This window comes from Methanosarcina siciliae T4/M, from assembly GCF_000970085.1.
Taxonomy (GTDB): domain Archaea; phylum Halobacteriota; class Methanosarcinia; order Methanosarcinales; family Methanosarcinaceae; genus Methanosarcina; species Methanosarcina siciliae.
Window position 1 is genome coordinate 4,414,146 of the sequence record NZ_CP009506.1, and the last position, 21,669, is coordinate 4,435,814.

The 21,669-nt window shown below is 44.0% G+C and carries 25 protein-coding genes; 17 read left to right on the top strand and 8 right to left on the bottom strand.

What is annotated here, in order from left to right; translation table 11 throughout:
* Positions 1 to 353: 353 nt before the first annotated feature.
* The 12 genes from MSSIT_RS18640 to ftsY all read left to right on the top strand — a co-directional run bounded on the left by MSSIT_RS18640 (position 354) and on the right by ftsY (position 7,910).
* On the top strand, positions 354 to 668 hold the full coding sequence (locus MSSIT_RS18640) for a TIGR00304 family membrane protein (RefSeq protein ID WP_231590007.1): 315 nt from the start codon (positions 354 to 356) through the stop codon (positions 666 to 668).
* A gap of 17 nt (positions 669 to 685) precedes the next feature.
* The gene (locus MSSIT_RS18645) at positions 686 to 1,027 is read left to right on the top strand and encodes a TIGR00304 family membrane protein (protein WP_231590009.1); all 342 of its coding nucleotides are present in this window, start codon (positions 686 to 688) and stop codon (positions 1,025 to 1,027) included.
* 227 nt (positions 1,028 to 1,254) lie between these two features.
* A complete protein-coding gene (locus MSSIT_RS18650; RefSeq protein WP_048173958.1) occupies positions 1,255 to 2,529 on the top strand; it encodes an adenylosuccinate synthase in 1,275 nt (424 codons plus the stop codon).
* Between the two features lie 294 nt (positions 2,530 to 2,823).
* Complete coding sequence (locus MSSIT_RS18655) at positions 2,824 to 3,273, top strand: 30S ribosomal protein S19e (protein ID WP_048173959.1); 450 nt, start codon at positions 2,824 to 2,826, stop codon at positions 3,271 to 3,273.
* Between the two features lie 87 nt (positions 3,274 to 3,360).
* The gene (locus MSSIT_RS18660) at positions 3,361 to 3,729 is read left to right on the top strand and encodes a DNA-binding protein (RefSeq protein ID WP_048173960.1); all 369 of its coding nucleotides are present in this window, start codon (positions 3,361 to 3,363) and stop codon (positions 3,727 to 3,729) included.
* A 5-nt stretch (positions 3,730 to 3,734) separates the two neighbouring features.
* Positions 3,735 to 4,337: a DUF7411 family protein gene (locus MSSIT_RS18665; protein WP_048173961.1), complete on the top strand. Its 603-nt coding sequence runs from the start codon at positions 3,735 to 3,737 to the stop codon at positions 4,335 to 4,337.
* Between the two features lie 295 nt (positions 4,338 to 4,632).
* The gene (locus tag MSSIT_RS22630; RefSeq protein WP_011024005.1) at positions 4,633 to 4,788 is read left to right on the top strand and encodes a 50S ribosomal protein L39e; all 156 of its coding nucleotides are present in this window, start codon (positions 4,633 to 4,635) and stop codon (positions 4,786 to 4,788) included.
* Between the two features lie 19 nt (positions 4,789 to 4,807).
* Positions 4,808 to 5,077 carry a 50S ribosomal protein L31e gene (locus MSSIT_RS18670; RefSeq protein ID WP_048173962.1) on the top strand — a complete coding sequence of 90 codons (270 nt, stop codon included), beginning with the start codon at positions 4,808 to 4,810 and terminating at the stop codon, positions 5,075 to 5,077.
* A 32-nt stretch (positions 5,078 to 5,109) separates the two neighbouring features.
* Entirely contained in the window at positions 5,110 to 5,769 is a 660-nt protein-coding gene (locus MSSIT_RS18675; RefSeq protein ID WP_048173963.1) for a translation initiation factor IF-6, read from the top strand.
* 54 nt (positions 5,770 to 5,823) lie between these two features.
* Complete coding sequence (gene rpl18a / locus MSSIT_RS18680) at positions 5,824 to 6,003, top strand: 50S ribosomal protein L18Ae (protein WP_331455333.1); 180 nt, start codon at positions 5,824 to 5,826, stop codon at positions 6,001 to 6,003.
* A gap of 5 nt (positions 6,004 to 6,008) precedes the next feature.
* Entirely contained in the window at positions 6,009 to 6,437 is a 429-nt protein-coding gene (gene pfdA, locus MSSIT_RS18685; RefSeq protein ID WP_048173965.1) for a prefoldin subunit alpha, read from the top strand.
* Between the two features lie 219 nt (positions 6,438 to 6,656).
* Positions 6,657 to 7,910: a signal recognition particle-docking protein FtsY gene (gene ftsY / locus MSSIT_RS18690; RefSeq protein ID WP_048175088.1), complete on the top strand. Its 1,254-nt coding sequence runs from the start codon at positions 6,657 to 6,659 to the stop codon at positions 7,908 to 7,910.
* Between the two features lie 144 nt (positions 7,911 to 8,054).
* Here the strand turns inward: ftsY and MSSIT_RS18695 are convergent, their stop codons facing one another.
* The 3 genes from MSSIT_RS18695 to MSSIT_RS18705 all read right to left on the bottom strand — a co-directional run bounded on the left by MSSIT_RS18695 (position 8,055) and on the right by MSSIT_RS18705 (position 10,482).
* Positions 8,055 to 8,234 carry a PspC domain-containing protein gene (locus MSSIT_RS18695; protein WP_048173966.1) on the bottom strand — a complete coding sequence of 60 codons (180 nt, stop codon included), beginning with the start codon at positions 8,232 to 8,234 and terminating at the stop codon, positions 8,055 to 8,057.
* A 141-nt stretch (positions 8,235 to 8,375) separates the two neighbouring features.
* The gene (locus tag MSSIT_RS18700; RefSeq protein WP_048173967.1) at positions 8,376 to 9,467 is read right to left on the bottom strand and encodes a hypothetical protein; all 1,092 of its coding nucleotides are present in this window, start codon (positions 9,465 to 9,467) and stop codon (positions 8,376 to 8,378) included.
* Between the two features lie 34 nt (positions 9,468 to 9,501).
* On the bottom strand, positions 9,502 to 10,482 hold the full coding sequence (locus MSSIT_RS18705) for a YbgA family protein (RefSeq protein WP_048173968.1): 981 nt from the start codon (positions 10,480 to 10,482) through the stop codon (positions 9,502 to 9,504).
* Between the two features lie 321 nt (positions 10,483 to 10,803).
* On the opposite strand from MSSIT_RS18705, the gene MSSIT_RS18710 reads away from it, so the two are divergent.
* On the top strand, positions 10,804 to 11,469 hold the full coding sequence (locus MSSIT_RS18710) for a peroxiredoxin (RefSeq protein ID WP_261789154.1): 666 nt from the start codon (positions 10,804 to 10,806) through the stop codon (positions 11,467 to 11,469).
* Between the two features lie 708 nt (positions 11,470 to 12,177).
* Here MSSIT_RS18710 and proC read toward each other — a convergent pair.
* The 3 genes from proC to MSSIT_RS18725 all read right to left on the bottom strand — a co-directional run bounded on the left by proC (position 12,178) and on the right by MSSIT_RS18725 (position 15,938).
* The gene (proC, locus tag MSSIT_RS18715) at positions 12,178 to 12,990 is read right to left on the bottom strand and encodes a pyrroline-5-carboxylate reductase (protein ID WP_048173970.1); all 813 of its coding nucleotides are present in this window, start codon (positions 12,988 to 12,990) and stop codon (positions 12,178 to 12,180) included.
* Positions 12,991 to 13,298: 308 nt separating this feature from the next.
* Positions 13,299 to 14,456 carry a glutamate 5-kinase gene (proB, locus tag MSSIT_RS18720; protein ID WP_048173971.1) on the bottom strand — a complete coding sequence of 386 codons (1,158 nt, stop codon included), beginning with the start codon at positions 14,454 to 14,456 and terminating at the stop codon, positions 13,299 to 13,301.
* A gap of 138 nt (positions 14,457 to 14,594) precedes the next feature.
* A complete protein-coding gene (locus MSSIT_RS18725) occupies positions 14,595 to 15,938 on the bottom strand; it encodes a glutamate-5-semialdehyde dehydrogenase (protein WP_048173972.1) in 1,344 nt (447 codons plus the stop codon).
* A gap of 853 nt (positions 15,939 to 16,791) precedes the next feature.
* On the opposite strand from MSSIT_RS18725, the gene MSSIT_RS18730 reads away from it, so the two are divergent.
* Positions 16,792 to 17,208 (top strand): DUF356 domain-containing protein, encoded by a 417-nt coding sequence (locus MSSIT_RS18730; protein WP_048173973.1) that lies wholly within the window; start codon positions 16,792 to 16,794, stop codon positions 17,206 to 17,208.
* Between the two features lie 361 nt (positions 17,209 to 17,569).
* Here the strand turns inward: MSSIT_RS18730 and MSSIT_RS18735 are convergent, their stop codons facing one another.
* Both MSSIT_RS18735 and MSSIT_RS18740 read right to left on the bottom strand, forming a co-directional pair.
* Entirely contained in the window at positions 17,570 to 17,998 is a 429-nt protein-coding gene (locus tag MSSIT_RS18735; protein ID WP_048173974.1) for a toprim domain-containing protein, read from the bottom strand.
* A gap of 81 nt (positions 17,999 to 18,079) precedes the next feature.
* Complete coding sequence (locus MSSIT_RS18740) at positions 18,080 to 18,397, bottom strand: DUF167 domain-containing protein (protein WP_449288713.1); 318 nt, start codon at positions 18,395 to 18,397, stop codon at positions 18,080 to 18,082.
* 578 nt (positions 18,398 to 18,975) lie between these two features.
* Between MSSIT_RS18740 and MSSIT_RS18745 the strand changes: the two genes are divergently transcribed.
* The 3 genes from MSSIT_RS18745 to MSSIT_RS18755 all read left to right on the top strand — a co-directional run bounded on the left by MSSIT_RS18745 (position 18,976) and on the right by MSSIT_RS18755 (position 21,506).
* The gene (locus MSSIT_RS18745; RefSeq protein WP_048173975.1) at positions 18,976 to 20,085 is read left to right on the top strand and encodes an amidohydrolase family protein; all 1,110 of its coding nucleotides are present in this window, start codon (positions 18,976 to 18,978) and stop codon (positions 20,083 to 20,085) included.
* Positions 20,086 to 20,104: 19 nt separating this feature from the next.
* A complete protein-coding gene (locus MSSIT_RS18750; RefSeq protein ID WP_048173976.1) occupies positions 20,105 to 20,566 on the top strand; it encodes a universal stress protein in 462 nt (153 codons plus the stop codon).
* Between the two features lie 85 nt (positions 20,567 to 20,651).
* The gene (locus MSSIT_RS18755) at positions 20,652 to 21,506 is read left to right on the top strand and encodes a CBS domain-containing protein (protein ID WP_048175092.1); all 855 of its coding nucleotides are present in this window, start codon (positions 20,652 to 20,654) and stop codon (positions 21,504 to 21,506) included.
* Positions 21,507 to 21,669 lie beyond the last annotated feature (163 nt).

The following is a 21,669-nucleotide window of genomic DNA, read 5'->3' on the forward strand; positions in this document are numbered from 1 at the left end:
TAATTACTGTCTAATACTCACTTAATATACATCAGCTTTTTTGTTTCTTTCAGACTTTTTATCTTTCCTCTTTATTAATTCTACATTATACACAATTGGCATTTTTCAATGCCCCGCATTTCTCCCATATAGAGTTCTAATTCAAGACATAGAAGCCGAAAATTCCGCCACTTTTATATTTCTCTGCCTTGGGAATACAGTACTATAATAACCTTTCGTTAGAGATGTGTAGAATTCCGGGCTGAGAAAAGACAAACAAGCATAAATAGTTAAAACCAGTCCCTCACCTCATCATATTACTGATAATTGATCCTTGTTTTCTCTATAGTTCTCCATACCAGGCAATAAAAAGTATGAACTCGGCTACATGCCTAAAAAATTCAAAGGATAGATTTAATAATAAAAGCATAATATCATTCCACATGCGTGCATCAGAAGATTTTCTAAGAGTAGGTGCAACAGTTACATTTGTTGGCTTTATTATAGTATTGTTAGGAATCGCTCTCACAATGTTACAACATCCCGCAAGCGCTCAAATGGGCGGCCTTATTATGCTCGGTCCCATCCCGATAGTGTTTGGCTCTGCTCCTGAAATTACAACAAATATGCTTGGACTTGGGTTATTAATAACGATCCTTTACCTATTCCTATGGAAGACTAAACGTTGATTGGAAACTTACTTATTTTGACTGGAATTTTCATAATACTCTTCGGATTTTTAATGCTCATCATCGGAACAGCCATTGGCATGCGCGAGAATTCCGAATCTGGAAATGAATATTCAAATAGAAGGGATCAGTTCGGAATGGAAGCTGGTTCGGGAAATTCTTTCGGTTTTAAAGGCCCTGACCGGAAAGCCCCCCATGCAGAAAAAGCTAAATCCGGGATAAAGGGTGGAGGAGTAATCATGCTCGGCCCGATTCCAATTGTCTTCGGAAGCGATGGAGATAGTGCAAAGACAGCAATGATCCTTGCGATAATCCTTATGGTTCTTAGCCTTCTTATTTTCAGAGGTATGATCTTCTAATCGATTCAATATATTCTAGATGTATCCTTCATTGTTATTGCTTCACGTCATCTTGCTGGTTTATGCACGTTACTGCTTCTGACACCCCTGTCTACACATACCAACCCTAATTTTCTCTTACCGGCTGACTATTTAATACCTTGAAGGGTTCAGGGTAAAAAATCTCCGGGAAAGAGGCAGATAAACCGGACAAAACCTTATTAAGGTTTAAGCCCGATTCAGGGCTTATGTTTACGATAATCACAGGCGCGCAGTTCGGTGACGAGGGAAAAGGCAAGATTGTCGACCTTCTTGCAAAAGACTATGACATTGTTGCCCGTTTCCAGGGTGGGAACAACGCAGGCCATACAGTCAGGGTAGGAGATGAGGTCTACAAACTGCACCTGATCCCCTCGGGCATTTTACTTGATGCCAGGGTCCTGGTCGGGCCTGGGGTTGTCCTGAACCCTGAGGTTTTAGCCGAAGAAGCCGCAATGTTTGAGAAGCACGGAATAAAGGTAGACGCAGGGAAACTCGGAGTAGATGCCAAGACAAGCATCATTATGCCCTACCACATAGAAATGGACGGGCTCAGGGAAGCTGCAAGGAAAACAAAAATCGGGACTACAAAGCGCGGAATAGGCTATGCGTATATCGATAAGGTCGCAAGGGACGAGATCCGCATGGCTGAACTTGTGGACAAAGAGCGTTTCCTGAGAAGGCTTGAAGAACTTGCCCCCCAGAAGGAAAAAGAAATCGAGGCAATGGGGGGAGACCCGAAGATCGTAAGAGACCCCGCCCTCATAGAAAGGTATCTGGAACTTGGCGAGCAATTTGCTTCTTATGTTACGGATGTTTCCATGGAAATCAATCAGGCGCTTGACGAAGGAAAGCATGTCATGGCCGAAGCTGCCCAGGGGACTCATCTTGATGTGATCCACGGGACCCAGAAATTCGTAACCTCTTCTTCCACAATTTCGGGTTCTGCATGTGCCAACCTCGGAGTGGGCCCTACAAGGGTGGATAACGTTATTGCCATAGTTAAAGCTTATATCACAAGAGTGGGAGAAGGACCCCTTCCAACAGAGCTTTCCGGGGAACTGGGAGAAAAGATCCAGAAAGCCGGCGGAGAATTCGGGACAACTACAGGCAGAGGTAGGAGGTGCGGCTGGTTTGACCTCCCGCTCCTTAAAAAAGCTATTGCCCTCAACGGATATACGGAAATTTCCCTTACCAAGCTGGACGTGCTGACAGGGCTTGACCCTCTCAGGATCTGTGTCGGATACAAATATAAGGGAGAAGACCTGGACTATCCCCCGGAACTTGCCGAGGACCTCTGGGAGTGCAGTCCGGTATATGAAGACCTTCCTGGCTGGAAAAACGATTTGACCGAAGTAAAAGCCTATAGTGAGCTTCCAGAAAACGCCCGAAACTATATCAAAAGGCTTGAAGAACTGATGAAAGTCCCTATTAACTATATCTCTGTGGGCCCGGGAAGGGAACAAACCTTTAAAAAAGGATAATGCCATTAAGTAAATCTTCCCGATAGATTACCGAAAAGTGTATATATTAACCAATAAATTTATCAACCCCATTTTCCAGTTTAGACTCAAATTATATTAACCGGCATTATCGGGCCTTCCGGCCCAAATCCCAAGAGTCCGTAGCCAGCTAAAAACCAGCAATGGACTTCTCGGAAGAGCATAAGAGTTACCTCATTTCGAGAGCAAGAGTTACATTCCTGACAGATTCGAGGAAAAAAATCGGCACTATCCCCGAACCTGCAAAACTAACGGAATTCGCATAAGGAGGAGAGCATGACAACAGTATTCGATGTCCCTGCAATGGAAATGATCGAAAAGCTTGCAGGCATTCTTAAAGAAAATGATAAGATCGTCCCCCCTGAATGGGCAGGGAACGTGAAAACCGGGGTTCACAAAGAACTTCCCCCGATCAATGACGACTGGTGGTACATCAGGTGTGCAGCAGTCCTGAGAAAGATCTATACCGATGGGCCAATCGGAATCGAGAGACTTCGCTCCGTATATGGGGGTAAGAAGGACAACGGTTCCAAGCCTTTCCACAAGGCAAAGGGCAGTGGTTCTGTTGCAAGAAAGACCGTACAGCAGCTTGAAGCTGCAGGCTTCCTGCAGAAGGTAAAGGACGGAAGAACAGTATCTGCAAAAGGACGTTCCATGGTGGACAACGCAGCTCACGAACTTAAGCTTGAGCTGGTTGAAAAGATCCCGGAACTTGCAAAATACTGAGAATGAAAATCCTTCGGAAAGGGGTCTGAGTATTCGGGTCCCCATATATAATATTGCTAACAATATTCCAGAAAACCGGTTTTTTCGGTGATTGCCATGTCTAATATGGATGACGAACTCGAAGAAATCCGAAAGAGACGACTTGCAGAGATTCAGAAACAGCAGGCACAGCAACAGCCTTCTGACGTGCAGGCAGCTTACCAGCAGGAGCAGGCAAGGGCCGAAATGGAAGCCCAGAAACAGGCTATCCTGAGGCAGATCCTGACTCCCGAGGCAAGGGAACGCCTGACCACTCTTAAGATGTCGAGGCCGGCTCTTGGGGAACAGCTCGAGATGCAACTTATTTCGCTTGCTCAGAGTGGGAGAATCAAGGCTCAGATCGATGATGAGCAGCTGAAAACGCTCCTTATGCGGATGCAGCCCAAGAAACGCAAGACGTCCATAACCCGGGTTTAAGCAAAATGAAAGTCTCGGTCCTCTTTAGTGGAGGAAAGGACAGTTCACTCTCTGCCCTTTTATTGGAACCGTTTTTTGAGGTCGAACTCGTAACCTGTAACTTCGGATTGCTTCCGACAGGAGAAATCGCAGCAAAAACTGCTGAGGAGTTACATTTTCCGCACAGGGTCCTTTCTCTTGACCGGGAGATCCTGGAAAAGGCCTACGAGCTGGTTCTAAATGAAGGGTTTCCGAGAGGGGCTATCAATTATATTCATGAAAAAGCTGTCGAAACGCTTGCTCTGGACCCGGCAGTTAAACTGATTGCCGACGGAACCAGGCGGGATGACAGGGTCCCGGTGCTTTCGGTCTCACAGGTGAGAAGCATTGAAGACCGGCTGGGAGTGCAGTATTTTTGCCCCCTCAAAGGCTATGGCAAAAAAGTTGTGGATTCTCTCGTCGGATCTCGCCTAAATATTGAACAGGGGCCGAGTGAAAGCACCCAGAAAGCAGATTACGAAACCGAACTCAGGGAGTTAATCCGGCAGAGACGGGGAGAAGATGCAATAAAGAAACTGTTTCCCGTCCATTTCCAGTCCCGTGTGCTTTCCAGGAAGAAATTTCCCTAAAAAGGGAAGCATGTGAACTCAAAAACTGGAGGCTTCCTTGAAGGGGAAAATTCTGGAATAAAGATTTATAGAATAATCGAGTTATATTCAACCCCTATACTGCTGCAGATTAACTATAGACCATCATAGAATTTACAGGATATGGTTCAATAGACTTGCCTAACAGACTTGCCTATTCGTTCAGGCATGGGAGAGCCGCAATTACGTAAGGGTTGAAATCACAATCAGCTAATTACCGGATATAACTGTAAATTTACAGAATTAGATTACTTACAGGTCAACAGGTGTGATCCACTTGAGTCATAACATGAAAGGACAGAAGAAGCGTCTTGCAAAGGCGCACAAACAGAATACGCGAGTCCCAGTGTGGGTTATTGTGAAAACTAACCGGAAGGTAGTGAGTCATCCCAGGCGCAGACACTGGAGAAGAAGAAGCCTGGATGTGAAATAAGCGAGGACGGTGGGAAAAAATGGCAGACGACATGGTCAAAGAACAGATATATACTATTCCCCTCAGAGAGATAAGGAAAGTCCCTGCATGGAAAAGAGCCAACAGGGCAGTTACTGAAGTAAGGGGTTTTCTCGTAAGGCACATGAAAACCGAATCCGCGCAGGTTAAGCTGGACAAATCCATCAATGAACGTCTCTGGGAAAAAGGCTGTGAAAAGCCGCCTCTCTCAATCCGGGTACGGGCTGTGAAATTCGCAGATGGTGAAGTACAGGCAGAACTTGCCCAGTAAGTATTACCAGAGAACGCGAAAAGTCAAAGAATATGATTCGAACAGTGGATATCTACGATACCTCAATCATCGGGGTATTTGCAACCTGTACCGAAGATATTGTTCTAGTTCCCCCTCTGACAAAGCCAGAGGTCTGCGCCCTACTCGAAGACGTGCTGGAGGTAAGAGTCCTTGAGATCCTTATAAACGAAAGCATCGTAGTGGGAGCCCTTTCCAGGGGTAACTCGAACGGTTTTATGCTTCCATACGGAGCCAGGGCTGAGGAGATGCAGAAGCTCACCGGCATTCCCGTGGGCATCCTCCCTGACAGACTAAATGCAGTGGGAAACATCGTGCTTGCAAACGATTCAGCAGCTCTTGTTCACCCCGACCTGTCAGATAAAGCTCTGGAAGCCATTGCCGGGACCCTTAAGGTGGATGTTTACAGGGGAACGATTGCCGGGATTAAAAATGTAGGGATGGCAGGAGTCGTTACGAATAAGGGGCTTCTGGTACATCCTAAAGTGACAGCTTCTGAAAGAGATGCTCTGGAAAATATCTTCGGATTTCCGGTAAACATAGGGACTACTAACTTCGGGACCCAGATGCTTGGCTCAGGGTTACTTGCAAACTCAAAAAACTTTGTGGCAGGCTCTGAAACAACAGGTCCTGAACTCGGGAGAATTGAAGAAGCCCTTGGGTTCCTGGAGTAAGCATCATATCATCCATCTGTTCCGGAACTAAGTTACAGCAAGAGAGTGGTAATGATGAAGAGTTTTATTGTTAAAGGTAAATTTAAAGCAGGAAATACCTGGGAAAAATTCACAAAGAAGATCGAAAGTCAGAATGAAAAGAACGCAACTGACAAGACATATTCGATCTTCGGAAGCAAGCACGGCGTTAACAGAAGCCAGGTCCAGATCGAAAGCGTAGTAGCTGAGGAGTGAAGGATATGGCAGAAGTCAGTGAAGAAATCAGAAATCTGGCAGCCAGGCATCAGGAATTACAGAGGCAGGCTGAAGCTATCAGGCAGGAGATGGGCATGATACAGACTTCTCTCTCCAGTTGCGACCAGGCCATTGTGACGATAAATGAGCTGAAAGCAGCCTCAGAAGCAGGCAAGCCTGCGGAAACAATGGTTCCGGTAGGTTTTGGTTCTTACGTTTATGCTGAAGTAAAAAATCCAGATCGAATTATTGTCAATCTCGGAGCAGAATTTAGCGCGGAGGAAACTGCAGAAGAAGCAATCGGAACTCTGAACCGCCGCAAAGAGCAGCTTACAAAAATACTTGAACAGATGAATGCTTCACTGACTAAGATTGTACAGGGGATGCAGACCCTTGAAGCAGAAGCTGCAAAACTTCAACCTGGCCAGGCCTGAATAAAGCCCTGGCTCAGGCATACAACTTATTCGGAAAACAACGGGTTTGAGGATCTCGAAGACTTATTGAAAGAATCAAAGTCCGTATTTGGGAATCGAACAATATCATTAACTTTAATTATTCCATCAACCCCAATTACCTAACTGATTTAACTGATCATAATTACTTCATTAAACTTTAATTCCTATTTTTTACTGAATTTTTTTGGGATGGATCCTGTGTTCAACAAATTTAAAGAGAAACTTGGGAGTTTTAAGAAGGCGCTCAGCAAAACGATTGATGAAAAGGCAGTAGAAGTCGAACCGGTAGTCATTGAGCAGGTGCCTGAAAGCGAAGAAAGCCTCGAAGAGGAAATTGAGCCGATAATTGAGGAAGAGGTCCTTGAGGCTGCCCTGGAAGCAGAAAGTCCCGAAGCTGAAACGGAAACTGCTTCTCAGGCTATTGCTCATATTCCGATAGATGATCTGAAGAAGGCTGAATACAGGAAAAAGCTCAAAGACCGAAAGGAAGTCGGAGAGATAAAAGTGGAGGAAGAAAAGCCTCCTGAAGAGAAAAAGTCTTTTTTCAAAAAAGTCGCCCCGAAAATAGGGTTTGCCCAGAAAGCTAAAGCTCTTGTATTTAACAGGGAAGTATATCTGGACAATAAAGACCTGGAAGAGCCTCTCTGGGAGCTCGAGATGGGCCTTCTGGAAAGTGACCTTGCCCTATCGGTTTCCGAGGCTATTGTCGAGTCCGTGAAAAACCAGCTCACAGGCACCACAAAAAGGATCGGAAGCAATACCGGGGAGATAGTTGAGGTTGCCCTGAAGAAAGCAATCCTTGACGTCGTATCTGCCAATACCTTTGATTTCGATGAATATGTGAAAAACAGGGAAAAACCGGTTCATATTGTCTTTGTAGGGATTAACGGGACCGGGAAAACCACTTCGATCTCAAAGATAACCAACAGGCTGCTTAAATCAGGGTATTCCGTAGTCCTTGCTGCGGGAGATACCTTCAGGGCAGGCGCTATTGACCAGCTTGGAATTCATGCAAGCCGACTCGGGGTAAAGATGATCAAACATCAGGCAGGAGCCGACCCGGCAGCTGTTATTTATGATGCTGTCCAGTATGCAAAAGCCCATAAGATCGATTTTGTGCTTTCCGATACCGCAGGCCGTATGCACACGAACATGAACCTTATGGCCCAGATGGAGAAGATCTGCAGGGTAAGCTCTCCTGACCTTATTATCTTCGTGGACGAAGCCGTGGCCGGAAACGATGCGGTAGAAAGGGCTGCCCAGTTTAATGAGGCCGTCCCGATTGACGGGTCCATCCTGACAAAAATCGATGCCGATGCAAAAGGAGGATCTGCCATCTCCATTGCTTACATTACAGGCAAACCGATTCTCTTTTTCGGGGTTGGGCAGGGGTATGAAGATCTGAAAAAATTCGATCCCGAATGGTTTGTAGACCAGCTTTTCAACCAGTAAGCGTAAAACAGTAAGCTCTCAGTAATCAGAATGATTCCCGGAAAAGAAAGAGTGCAGGAACAAATAGCTCACTTACGGAAGTAGCGTATTTATGCCCGTAGCTCTGAGTGTTTTCCGGGAATTCAACTGTAAAATCGGGTATCTTTAAGGCTCTTCGGGAATTATAATCCAGGCGATAATATAACCAACTACTCCAATCCCTTCCAGGGCAAGGAGCACCCATAAAAGCCTGATAAGCGTAGGGTCCACATCAAGGTATTCGCCTATGCCCCCACATACTCCGGCAATGATCCTGTTTTTCTTTGATCTGTATAGTTTCTTCATATGACTACAACCTCTACTTCAGGAAAACGTTCCGAGTTCCCTTAATTATAACCAGTTTTCTGATTATACCGGATTTGAATTTGGTTTTCCCTTATAATGAATTGTTTATATAAGATTTATAAGTGATTATCCTTTTTTGTATCAGATGCTTACCCATTCACTAATTATTTCTTCCGTGAACAGGTTTTCCCCAAGAGCCCGCACATACACCCTGAAAGTCTTGCCTCCGGGAACCCTAAGCCCTGTTGCGGTAAACTGGTAAGCTTCTTCCGGCTCTACATCTACAGGATCACTTTCTACCTGGTCCCAAATCACGCTTTCATCATCAGCCTGAAGGGCAACATAAATAGTGGTATTTTCAGCCATTTCGGAACCCACATTTCTGAGAGTTACATTTACGTCCACCCACCCTCCTTTATTCGAGTACTCACACTGAGCACTAAAATCCAGGTTAACAAGGGGTCTTCTGTACACAGGGATGACCTGGACAGGCTCACTCTTATATTCTTCAGGCATCTCTCCGATCTGCCAGTTGCTTCCTGTGGTTTCCAGATAGTAATAGTGATTGTTTTTATATTCAAAACTCCTGCCTTCTGTTTCAGGGTCGCACTTTATTCCGAGCGCCATATGCTCCGGGAGTTCGAGGAGGACGACATCGTATCCCATCTCCTGCAGGATCGCTACGGAAAGGATGGAGGTGTCTTCACAGTCTCCTCCGTTATCATAGAGAGTCTCATAAGGGAAACGGGGGTACTGGTCATATCCTGAACTTGCAAAGTCCGAAGTGTAGTTCAGGGACTGGATAAAAGAAACACAAAGTCCGGGTACCTTGTTTTCTTCAAGCCCGTACTCTTTTGAAAGGGAAAGAAGGGTATCTGCAATATTTTTGATCAGCCAGTCGTCATAGGGATCCGAAGCAAAAAGGTCATACTCCCTTTTGCGCGTCCTTGACTTATAAGCGTCATATAGCTTGTCGTCAAGCAGTAAACTAAGGCTCCACCTGTAGCCTTCATAGTTCCATGAGTAAGTTCGGGAAGATTTCCCTGGTGATACGGCTTCTTCCACGACCAGGCTGCTGGAAGGCTCAATATTTTCATCCGCTGCTCCCTGCAGGTTATTCTGTATCCCTTTGTCACCAGAATCTCCGGATTCCTCGGAAAAAGGCCAGAAGAAATAAACCCCGACCAGATAAACGAGTAAGAAAAGAAAAATCAGTTTAATTCTAGCTTTCATGATCAACACCCACCCGGATATACTCAATCAAACCTCATTTCCAGAGGCCCTCTCTTAAGTGAGACTCCGCAGGATTCAATTCTATCAAATCTTCGGGATACGGTTCGAAAAAGGTCTGGTGCATAAGGTAGTCGTTTTCAAACCGTACGATCCACGACCTGATTGTATTTATTGCGGGACAGAGGGTAGTCTTTCCTTCCCTGTACTTCTGGACCCAGTCAAGAAACAGGGTCTTCTCGCGGCTCGAAAGTTTATCCGAAAAATACCCCAATACATGCATCAACACATTTATTGTGGAGGTATATTTCGGGGCACCGGAGAGAGCATTGTACAGGTGTATCTCATATTCGGAAGCCAGTTCTTTGAAGGTTTTTCCTTCTCTGTTTGCGACAATTTCCCCCAATTTGCGGAGCTCTGCCTGGCTGTAAGCCATAAGAAGAAGTTTGTTCTCCGTGTGGAAGTCTATAAGATCCTTCATACTACCTTTGGCCTTTACTTCTCGAAAAGCTGTTAATGTAAAGAGTTTTGTCAGGAAATGCTCTTTTATCCGGGAATTTCGTAATCTGCCTTCATCTTCAACAGGGAGGAAAGGGTATTTTTCCAGAACCGCACCCCCGAAGTATCCCGAAGTTTTCCCAATGGCTCCTTTTCCATCTACGGACGGGTAAAACTTTACGTCCTTGAACCCACAGGAAGGAGACCTGAACTTCAGGATGAAACCGTCCACGTTTTCTATAGAGTCAAGGAAACGAGTACAGAAAGTTTTCATATCCTCCGTGACATCCTTCCCTCCCGAGGGCTGAATAAGCCTGTGTTCGCCCCTCTCCAGGACTATTCTTACCGGCTTTCTTGGAATTCCAAGCCCGATCTCTACTTCTGGACAGACAGGCAGGAAATCAACGTATTCCTTAAGTTTTGCCACCGCAGGACTCCTAATCATATCCCCGTTATATCGACAGTGTTCGAACTCAAGGCACTTGCTAACAACGACCTTCGGCCGAGAAAACTCTCGCATTTAACCCCCATACAAAAAGGAATTACTTGCATAAATTGCTTTTCAGGCAAAAAAGAGCATGGGGCTTATTCAAAAGAGTTGTAAGTTTATAATAGGGGTTATAATGGCAGTATTTCCAGAAAGGAGGGATTTTTTCCGTTATCAGCAAGAGATATATAACAATGGAATGAATAATAAGATAGTTTTTGGGGACGATTAAAGGGAATGAGTAGTGCTTTTCATGATTCAATACCATTAACCTGAAGTCGTGCTTCCGATAACGGAAAATTGTTGCATCCTAGAGTATGAGGTGAGAACATAACAGAAACAGAATCCGAACAGATACGTATGCCTCTCATTGGAGATGATGCCCCTTCATTCACCGCAGTGACCACACAGGGAATGATCAATTTCCCTGATGATTATAAAGGAAAATGGGTCATCCTGTTCAGCCACCCTGCAGACTTCACGCCCGTATGTACTACGGAATTCATGACTTTTGCCAGTATGCAGGAAGAGTTCAGGGAAATGAACACCGAATTGATAGGACTCTCCATAGACAGCGTATTTTCTCATATTGCCTGGCTTAAGCGGATCGAAGAGAAAATCGAATATAAAGGTATGAAAAATATCGAGGTAAAATTCCCTGTGATAGAAGACCTGAAAATGGAGGTTGCAAAAAAATACGGTATGCTCCAGCCAAAAACTTCGACTACACAGGCTGTAAGAGCCGTATTCATCATAGACCCCGAAGCCAAAATCAGGACAATACTCTACTATCCGCAGTCAACCGGCAGGAATATGCAGGAAATCAAGAGAATAGTAATCGCCCTTCAGAAGAATTCAGCCGAAAAAGTTGCAACCCCGGCTAACTGGCAGCCCGGCGACGATGTAATCATTCCGCCTCCCAATTCAATGGAAGCCGTAAAAGAAAGGCTTGGAACGGAAGAGGAAGGAAAGTGTTGTCTTGACTGGTTCCTCTGCCTGAAAAAAGATAGCAAAAAATAAGCTAAAAAATATTTTACTTTTTTTGATGAGAGTTCCCCAGATATATGAATTTCTGCGGGGACTGAAAATAAAAGAACAATTTGGGGAGGAACCTCTTTCCCCCATAAGAGATTCCTCCTGGCGAACGGAGTGTTTAAGAACTCCGATTCCCCAAAATTTTCTGTAATTTTTTCATCTTTACTGTTTATCTCAGCTTTTCGTTGACTTTCCGTTTATCGTGATTTCTCAGTTCGATGATGAATGTCGCTGGAAGAATAAATTCGCAGCTCGGAAGAATACGGATAGATACTCCAAGTCCGAATATTGTCATAACTGAAAGCTGGACATGAGATATGAAGTATGACCCCCGTTTCTTCCAATCTTACATGTTCAGCTTAATTATTTGACTAAAATAATATTGAATACACTGATATATAATATTTGCTCCTATTTATCACTAACATTCGTTATCTTTTTTAGATAATTATACGAGATGAGCAGGATAAGGTCAGAGGGGGGTAAAGTCAGAGAGAGGTTAAAGTCAGAGGTGAGGTTAAAGTCAGAGAGAGGTTAAATAACGACAGAATAAAAATCAAAAGGCAAAAACTAAGCCTTAAAACCAAATTTAATCTGAATAAATTCACATTTTGAAATCTTCTGAATAAGTTACCAATTAAAAAAGAAGATGAATGATATAAAAATAAAGGGAAGGAGAGAAGGAGTCGGATATTATTTCTTTCCGAGTTCCTTTGAGCGTTCACTTGCCCTTATTACTGCATTCATAAAAGCAGCCCGGATCCCGGCTTCTTCAAGGGCGTGAATCCCCTGGATTGTAGTTCCGGCGGGAGATGTAACCATATCTTTGAGTTCTCCCGGGTGCATGCCTGTTTCAAGCGCCATTTTTGCAGCTCCCAGCACAGTCTGGGCTGCAAGCGTGAGTGCGCTCTTCCTGTCCATCCCTTCAAGGACAGCCCCGTCAGCCATTGCTTCAATAACCGGGAAAATAAACGCAGGTCCGCTGCCCGAAAGCCCTGTTACGGCATCCATCAGAGATTCCTGTACCTGGACTGCCGTGCCGACTGCAGAAAAGATCTCAAGGGCAGCTTTCAGATCCTCGGGAGTGGCGTTCTTTCCGGGGGCGATCCCTGAAGCAGCTTCAGAAACCGTGGCTGCTATGTTTGGCATCACGCGCACGACCCTGGTGCCTTCAAGGAGAGCGTCCTCGTAGGTGGAGAGAGGTACTCCTGCAGCAATTGAGATCACGAGTTTTTCCGAAGTGATGTCACTCTTGAGGTTTGCGAGCACCGGGCCCAGGGTCTGGGGCTTTACTGCAAGAACAAGAATATCCGATTCCCGGACGATAACGGCGTTGTCAGTTGATACCCGGATTCCCAGCTTTGCCTGCAGGTCTTTCAAAAAGGGCTCGTATACATCACTTGCCCCTATATTTTCGGGCGTTACGATTCCGGCTTTAATGATGCCCTGCATGAGGGCAGAGCCCATTTTCCCTGCCCCTATGAATCCTATTTTTTGATTTTCCATGTACAAAATCTCCTTATTTCCAGAAAATAATTTTAAATTAAATTTTGAAAAGGAATACTTCCGAAGCTCACCTGTGAAATGCTGATCTCAAAGCACACCTGCATTTATTACCTGTTAAGGTTTCGGAAACTCATATTCTGTTAGAGTTGGAAACTCAATATTACCTGTTAAAGTTTACCTGTTAAAGTTTCGGGAACTCATATTACTTTTTTAAGCTTCGGAAACTCAATATCCCGGTCGAACTCTCCGGATTTATTGCGGTTTTCCGGGGTCAGACGAGATACGGGATATTTTCCTGACCGATGAATTTAATTTATCTCTTCCAGTATGCCGATATTTTCTTTCTTAATTACATTATCATAATTGTTATAGCCCAGAATACTGTCAATTTGATTTGTCTGGGCTCCTTTGATTTTGATAAGTTCTTCGGAAGTATAATCCGTGATCCCTTTTGCAAAGACCCTGCCTTCACACTCGAGCTTCACGACGTCTCCCCTGTCAAAAGTTCCATCAATATCCACAATCCCTGCAGGCAGGAGGCTGTTTTTTCCCAGCACCGCAGCTTTTGCTCCGGCGTCCACCCGGACAGTCCCTGAGGCCCTGGCAAGAATTATCCAGCGAGCGCGGTTTTTCTGAATATGCCTCTCTGCAAGGAAGAGCGTTCCGATCTCTTCTCCGGAAAGGATCTTCATAACCACATCCTCTATGTCACTGTTTGCGATTACGACATAGCAGCCTGCCATGCTGCAGATTTTTGCAGCTTTTATCTTGGTCCGCATCCCTCCCACACCCTTGAAGCTTGTGGGGTCTCCTCCGTAGCTCTCGATTTCAGGTGTGATCTTTTTTACAAGGGCCAGTAGCTTTGCGTCACGATGTATTTTTGGGTTCCTGTCAAAGAGACCGTCAATGTCTGAAAGGATGATCAGGAGGTCAGCATCAATTTTGCTTGCAACCATTGCAGAGAGCTTGTCATTGTCCCCGAAGATTGCTTCAATCTCGTTTGTACAGGTACAATCGTTTTCATTTATTATCGGGACGACCCCATACTCCAGAAGGGCTGAAATGCTGTTCCTCAGGTTAAGGTAGGTTACGCGGTCGGAATAGAATTCATAGGTAAGAAGGATCTGGGCTACCTTCATCCCATATCTGGAAAAAGCCCTGCTCCAGTCCTGCATCAGTATGCTCTGCCCCACAGCTGCAGCTGCCTGCCTTATAGGGATCTCACGGGGTTTGGGGACTATGCCCATCTCGTTAAGCCCCACGCCTATTGCTCCCGAACTTACAAGAATTACTTCTTTTCCCTGTTTTCGAAGCTCGTAGACCTGAGCTGCGATACTTTCCATAAAAGCCGGGTCAATATTGCAGTTTTCCTTTGTGTGGTCGCAGCCCTTTCTGGTTATCGAAGAAGTTCCAATCTTAATAACGATTTTATTAACATCACGGAAGAATTGTTCTCTATCTGTCAATGGAAGTGCCTCTGAAGGTTATTTGGAAGACGGCTGCAGATAACCTCGACCGCAACCGGGATTTCCGGTTTTTGCACTTTACCTGCGCTGGTATTTCGATTCAAATATATAAACATATCATAAATATTCAGGGGTGTATTAATCCACATCCTCGAACTTAAGGTCAAGCTTCCTGTGGGTATAGGGTTTTGCCTGTTCTCCTGCATAATCGGCAACGATCTGCCCTTCCCCCATAAGGATGTACTTGTAAATCAGCAGCCCTTCCATACCAACAGGCCCACGGGAGTGGATCTTGTTCGTACTGATCCCGACTTCGGCACCTTTTCCATAACGGTAACCGTCCGCAAACCGGGTTGAGGCATTTACCATCACGCTTGAGGAGTCAACAAGCCCTATGAACTCTTTTCTCCGGGAAGCATTTTCCGTGATTATTCCGTCAGTATGGTGGGAGCCGAAGGTGTTTATGTGGTCAATTGCTTCTTTTATGGAATCTACAAGTTTTATTGAAAGTATAAGGTCGTTATACTCGAGGCCCCAGTCCTCTTCTGCCGCCTTTGAAAGTGGGGCTAGTCCCTTTTCCGCAAGCAGGGTATAGCTGTCTTCATCACAGCGCAGTTCCACTCCTACTTTTATGTACATCTCTGCCATCTTCGGCAGGAAAACTTCCGCAATTTTGCGGTTTACAAGCAGGGTTTCAATGGCGTTGCAGACTGCAGGGTACTGGACCTTGGAATCGAAACAGACCTTCCAGGCAGTGTCCAGGTCTGCAAACTCATCCACGTATATATGGCAGATCCCGCTTGTGTGCCCGAGGACCGGGATTTTTGTATTGTCCTGGATGAACTTGACAAACTCATTGGAACCCCTGGGGATCAGGAGGTCGACATACGCATCAAGGCTCAGAAGGCTCATGATCTCTTCTCTTGTCTCCATTAGCTGGAAGGCTCCTCTAGGCATGACCTCAATGGATTCTATGGCTTTAACAAGAATTTCGAAAATTGTGCGGTTTGACTCTCTAGCCTCACTTCCGCCTTTGAAAATAGTTGCGTTTCCGCTCTTCAGACAGAGGGACATTACCTGAGGCACAACGTCAGGCCGGGATTCGAAAATCACTCCTATCAGGCCTATGGGGCAGCTAATCTGATAGAGGATCAGATCATTGTCAAGCTCGAGTGTGGAAAGAGTTTCTCCAACAGGGTCTTTTAGCTTTATTACATCTCTGATTCCTGCGATCATCCCGTCAATCTTTGAATCTGTAACCTTGAGCCTGTCTACAAGGGCCTGGGTAAGCTTCCCGGCTTTTTTCAGTTCGGATGCATATTCAAGGTCTTTTGAGTTTGCTTCAAGGATAGCTTTTCTTTCTCTATCCAGGGCTTCTGCCATAGCTTCAAGAGCCCTGTTTTTTACCTCTTCGTTTACACCGGAAAGCTCAATTGAAGCTTTTTTTGCCTTAATCACTTTCGTTTCAATGTCTTCAGCCATATATTCACCGTCTTTATATAATGACCCTAATCGAGATTAGAGGATATTTGAGATTACAAGATGTAATTGATTGAGATCCATAAGATGAGGAATTCAGTCCATAGAATACTTGAGTTTTTTCATGCACAAAGATGAAAAAAGAACACAGAGAGTTCTATGATAAATATTTTTGTATACTGTCTCGGTATATGATATGGCAAAGTTCTAAATAAAAGATCCCATTTAGCGAAGTTATTTTTGGTTCCTGTGGCTTGGTTCCTGTGGCAGAATAAAAAGAGTAAGTATATATTACATCATTTTTTTAATCTGAAATGATATTTTTAAAGATTATATTAAATCATTTAAGGCTGTGATATCCCTTTATTTAGGGAATAATCCGGATAAAGGTCTCTTATTTTCCGAAATTCGGGAATGAAAAAACAAGGTTTAAGGGATCAAACAGGAACATTTTACATTAGTAATATAATAATGAATGTTTCCTAGAACTCAACTACATTTAATTTTATGTAAAGATTCCCTGTTAGTAAAATATTATTTCAAAACGAATATATATACGATGCATATAACTATAGCATATGCGACTTCATTTCGTGGGAGCGCATACTAGATCTTGAAAAAAGAGCTTGTGAAATACCCCTGTAATTTTTGAGCATATTCTGCAATGAGACGAAAGACGGACAAAATATCAAGGCCCCGGAAATGGCCATTTTAAACAGTTTTTATATATTGTGGATGCCGCATTCTGTTGGGAATTTACGGTCGTCCAGTAAGCCGTTTCATACACAAAGTTTATTATAGGGGTAAATCCATATCGGAATGGGGATAACTTCTGTAGATTGGTGGTGTGTAAAAAATGAAATCATTCGCGTTAGTCCGGGCAGACGACTCGGATAAAGTAAAAATAGCATTACATGATCTAGAACGATACGGGCATATTCAATTTTCAGCGACTCCTAAATGTATAGAACCTAATTATGCTGATGAGCTTCTTGTAAATGTAATGGGCGTATCACTAAGGTCAAAATGCAACTCTGCAGCCCTTGTTGAGTTGAGTAATCACGCTGGAGCGGCTATTAGCAGGTTGAAGAAGATTCATCCTCCTGCACATATAATTATTATCAGTCCAAGGCATAAAATGTTTGAAGAGTTGGCTGGCAAATTCCAGAAATATCCTGAATTTGACAGAACCTTCAATCATCAAAAGAGTTCTCAAAGTATGGATATGATTCAGGAGAAAGGGGAAACACCCAACCCGATGCATAAAGAGTAATACTTTCTCATCCAAAGCGAAAGTTAAAATTACCTTTTATTTCTCTTTTTCTAAGATATGTAGAGAAAAAGAGAAATCTCCTTTTTAGATAACTAACCTTTTTAGCTATGGACTTTTAGCTATGGGCTTTTAGCTATGGGCTTTTAGCTATGGGCTTTTAGCTATGGGCTTTTAGCTATGGACTGCTTTTAGCTATGGACTGCTTTTAGCTATGGACTTTTAGCTATGGACTTTATTAATAAATATATGTTTAGCCGAATTTTTGTCCGGATTCAATCCACATTTATGTAAGTTTCACCCGGTTTAAAAGCATCTTTCAATTAGTTCAGGATCTTATGTTGCATCTTTCTGTGCCTCATATCTAATCTTCCTGATCGAAATATACACCTGTCTTTGACCTCAGTTTGGAAACGTAAGTATACAGGCTTTCAACATCTTTAATTTCTTTTTGCGTTATTAGTTTCAATTTATTCCTAATCTGGAGTTCAGGTTTTACCCCAAAGTTTCCAAAATATTCCGAAAGTTTAGTGGCAAGTATGTCCCCTCTCCTATCCCAGTCAGTGAGTATGATAACTTCGCAGCCCAGTTTCGCTATTCTTTCCGAAAAATTAAAAAGAGAGTGGTGGGTTGCAAGTTCAAAGTTGCCATCAATGCCGAGCCGCTTCATGGAAATAATGTCTCTTTTCCCTTCAACGATAACCACTGCTCCCTTTTTGGAGTATTCCGAAAGTTCCAGGAGCAGTTCTTCAATTCTTTCCAGTCTTTTTCTGTATATTTCAATATCAGTCACGTTATTCTGCAACCTTTTAGTTAAACAGGAGATTGGTTAATCAGGGGATTAATGTAAAAATCGTGTCTTGCAATTATTTTCTCATTCCTTTAAACGGGCACCAAGAACCGATACCGCCTGTTGATATGAGATTCCTTTTATCAGTAAAGACTTCTTGCTGTTTGTAGCTCCGCTGTTTATCAGAATTTCCGAACTGCCGATCCCGAAAAGTTCGGCAAGGCTCTCAATAAGCTGTTCATTTGCCTTTCCTTTCTGGGCGTTTTTAGTCAATTTTACTTCAATCCTCTTTCGCCATTCATTATAGCCGCTGGGAACGGAAAGTGACCTGGAGCCGGGGGTAACTTCAATCTCAATAATTATACCGGAGTCCAGAGTTTTTATTGCCTCTTCGAAGGACATATGTGTCATCATTTTGGAAGTAAATATATAAATGGGTAACTGGTTTCCCGACAAATTAAGGGAATAATGCTCGATCTTTAAGAAATAGTCCGAATAATTAAGAAATAGTCCGAATAATTTAGTGAACTTTTATGAAGTGAGCTCTAAAAACAGATTTGTGTAAAATAGTGCTGTAGCCCGAGCGCACTAACTCCGAAAGTTCATCCTCTGGTTTTCCGCAGTCCCTTTCAGTTACCCTCGTGTCGGGCAGTGTCACACTATCGATGTACCGCATTGGGGTTGTCTGTACACTCACAGTCAGGATTTTCCATTGTCTCATGCAAGGACCTATACAATGCGACAGGTGGTTATATATATTTACTAACTTATAAATATACCGGTAAAATCGAACCCCGGCATGAGCATCACTTATGGGGAAACCTCTTGAAACATAAGGAAAACTATTCTGACAAGTTCCGAAAATGGAAACATTTCGGGCACCATTAAAGGAGTTTAAGGAAAAGTTATATATGATGTATAATGTTTGGTCTTCCATTAACTGAGCACAAGCGTTTGATAAACAACAGAGGTGCGTATATATGTACGGCACTGAACAGGTAATTTCCGGAACAATTATCGCAGGCCCCGAACTTGATCCTATAGAGGGATACATCTGTGTAAAAAATGGGATTATAACGGAAATTGGAGAAGAGCATACATATTCTGCAAACATAATAGCTCCCTGTTTTGTCAATGCCCATACCCATCTTGGAGATTCAGTTTGCAAAGACCCTCTTATGGGAACAGTCTCCGGTTTCCGGATCCAGAAAGACCTCGACTCCCTGGTAAAGCCACCGGACGGATTGAAACACAGAATTCTCAGGGAAACTTCTTATAAAACACTAATTCAGTACATTAGAAAGTCTCTCCTGGATATTATTGAGACCGGAACCTGTGCTTTTGCGGATTTTAGAGAAGGAGGAGTTGTAGGACTTGCAGCCCTTAATAAAGCCCTTGAAGGACTTGACCTGCATTCCCTTATATTTGGCAGACCCACAGAACCCCAGCTTCCTCCGGGAGTGGTACTTGCCGAAATAAAAAGGGTTTTATTGCACTCTGACGGGCTTGGAATTAGTGGAGCAAATGATCTCGATATGGAACTCTTGCAGGAGATTACAACCTGCACCAGGGTCCAAAAAAAACTTTTTGCAATCCACGCAGGGGAAAAGAACAGAAGTGACATTGAAAAAGCCCTGTCCCTGGAGCCTGACCTGTTGATTCATCTAACACACGCCACAAAAAAAGACCTGGAGGAAGTAGCTCAGACAGGAGCCCCAGTTGTTGTCTGTCCGAGGTCTAACTTCGTGACAGGATCAGGAATGGCGCCGATAGCTGAAATGCTTGGGGCTGGAATCCGTGTGGCAGCCGGAACAGATAATGTAATGCTGAACTCTGTAAATATGTTTGCTGAAATGGAATTTATGTCCAAGGTCTTTTCGATCGAGGATAGGCAAGTATTTAAAATTTGCACACTTAATGGTTCTTTTGTAATGGGGCCTGATTCCACGGGTTCGATCGAAAAGGGGAATAAAGCGAATTTAATGATCCTGAATGGAAGTTCAAACAATCTGGCAGGAATAAAAGATCCTATTAGTGGAATCACAAAGAGGGCAAGGCCCGACGATATATTAGCGGTACTTCATTCGTAAAGCAAATGGAGAACGAGATATGACGAGCGAATTTTACCGGAACATAGTAATTGCAACAGACGGATCTGAGAACACCCAGAGAGCAATTTCTTACGGAATTGAGATTGCAAAACTCAGTGGAGCCACAGTTCACGCACTTTATGTAGTGGACACATCTTCTTTTTCGTCGATACCCATGAGTTCGGACGGCGGCTGGGAAGCAATGTTCGAAATCCTGAAAAAGGAGGGTCAGAGTGCAGTCTCTGCCGTCAAGCAGCAGGGAAAGGCCGCAGGGGTAGAAGACATAAGAGAAATTGTCTGGGAAGGGAACCCTAGTGCTGCGATTCTCGAGTTCGCAGAGAAAAACAATGTTGACCTGATAGTCTTGGGAACGCTTGGAAAAACCGGACTTGACCGATTCCTCATGGGAAGTGTTGCAGAAAAGGTAGTCAGAAGCTCAACTGTTCCGGTAATGGTCGTCCGGAGTGGAGAAACAAGCTGATATTGCTATCGACTGGAAGCCTTTTGAAGAGAAACGATTAATCAAAAAAATCCAGGATTCAGAGGACAATACAGGGGTAGATCATATGCCAAAAAACATCTTCATAGAAGATATCATGGTAAGGGACGTCGCATGCGCGACCCTGCCAGGTTCCAGGGACGAGGTTCTTAAAATTCTTAAGAACAAACATATCTCGGGAGTTCCGGTACTCAAGGATTCCAAAGTAGTAGGAATAGTAACCCGGACAAACCTGTTACAAAACCCTGAAGAGGAACAACTGGCCCTTCTTATGACACGAGACCCGATAACCATATCCCCTGGATCGGACCTGCAGACTGCTGCACGCCTGCTTCTGCAGCACGGTATCAGAAGACTTCCGGTTGTTGATGACGGAAAACTTGTGGGGCTTGTTACGGTTGCAGACCTGGTGGGCACAATTGCGGATATGAATATCGATATTCCTATCAAGGACTATGTGGAAGAGGAAGTAGTTGCAATCTATAGCGAGACCCCGTTACCTGTTGTAGCCAGGATCATGGAACTTTCCGGGGTCAAGGCTGTGCCTGTACTTGATGCAGCTCTTGAACTCATAGGGATCATCTCGGACCGGGACGTAATCGCCGCAAGTGTTATCGAAGACAGCGTGGAAATGTCGGATATGTCCGCAGGGCAGGACGACGATGCCTGGACCTGGGAGTCCATGCGGGATACCATGAGCATCTACTACAGCGTGTCCAGGATCAAGGTCCCGAACCTGATCGGAAGCGATATCATGATCCGGGAACCAATCACAGCTACCTACATTGCATCTGTCAGCGACTGCGCAAGAAAAATGAAACGTAACAGGATCGACCAGATACCGATTATTAATTCAAACCGCAAGCTTCAGGGCCTCCTAAGAGACCACGATCTTCTTAAGCCTCTGATAGAATCGGAATAATCCCAGGCTAATGCGGGTTGAATACAGTTTTGAGCCGGGTTAAAAATATTTTAAGCCTCAGCTCAAACTTATTTCAGTCAAAAAATAAAAACAGATAAAAATCCGGAAAAACTCTCATTTCAAGTCCGGCGTATTTCAGGATTCTAATGTATAACGGTGATTT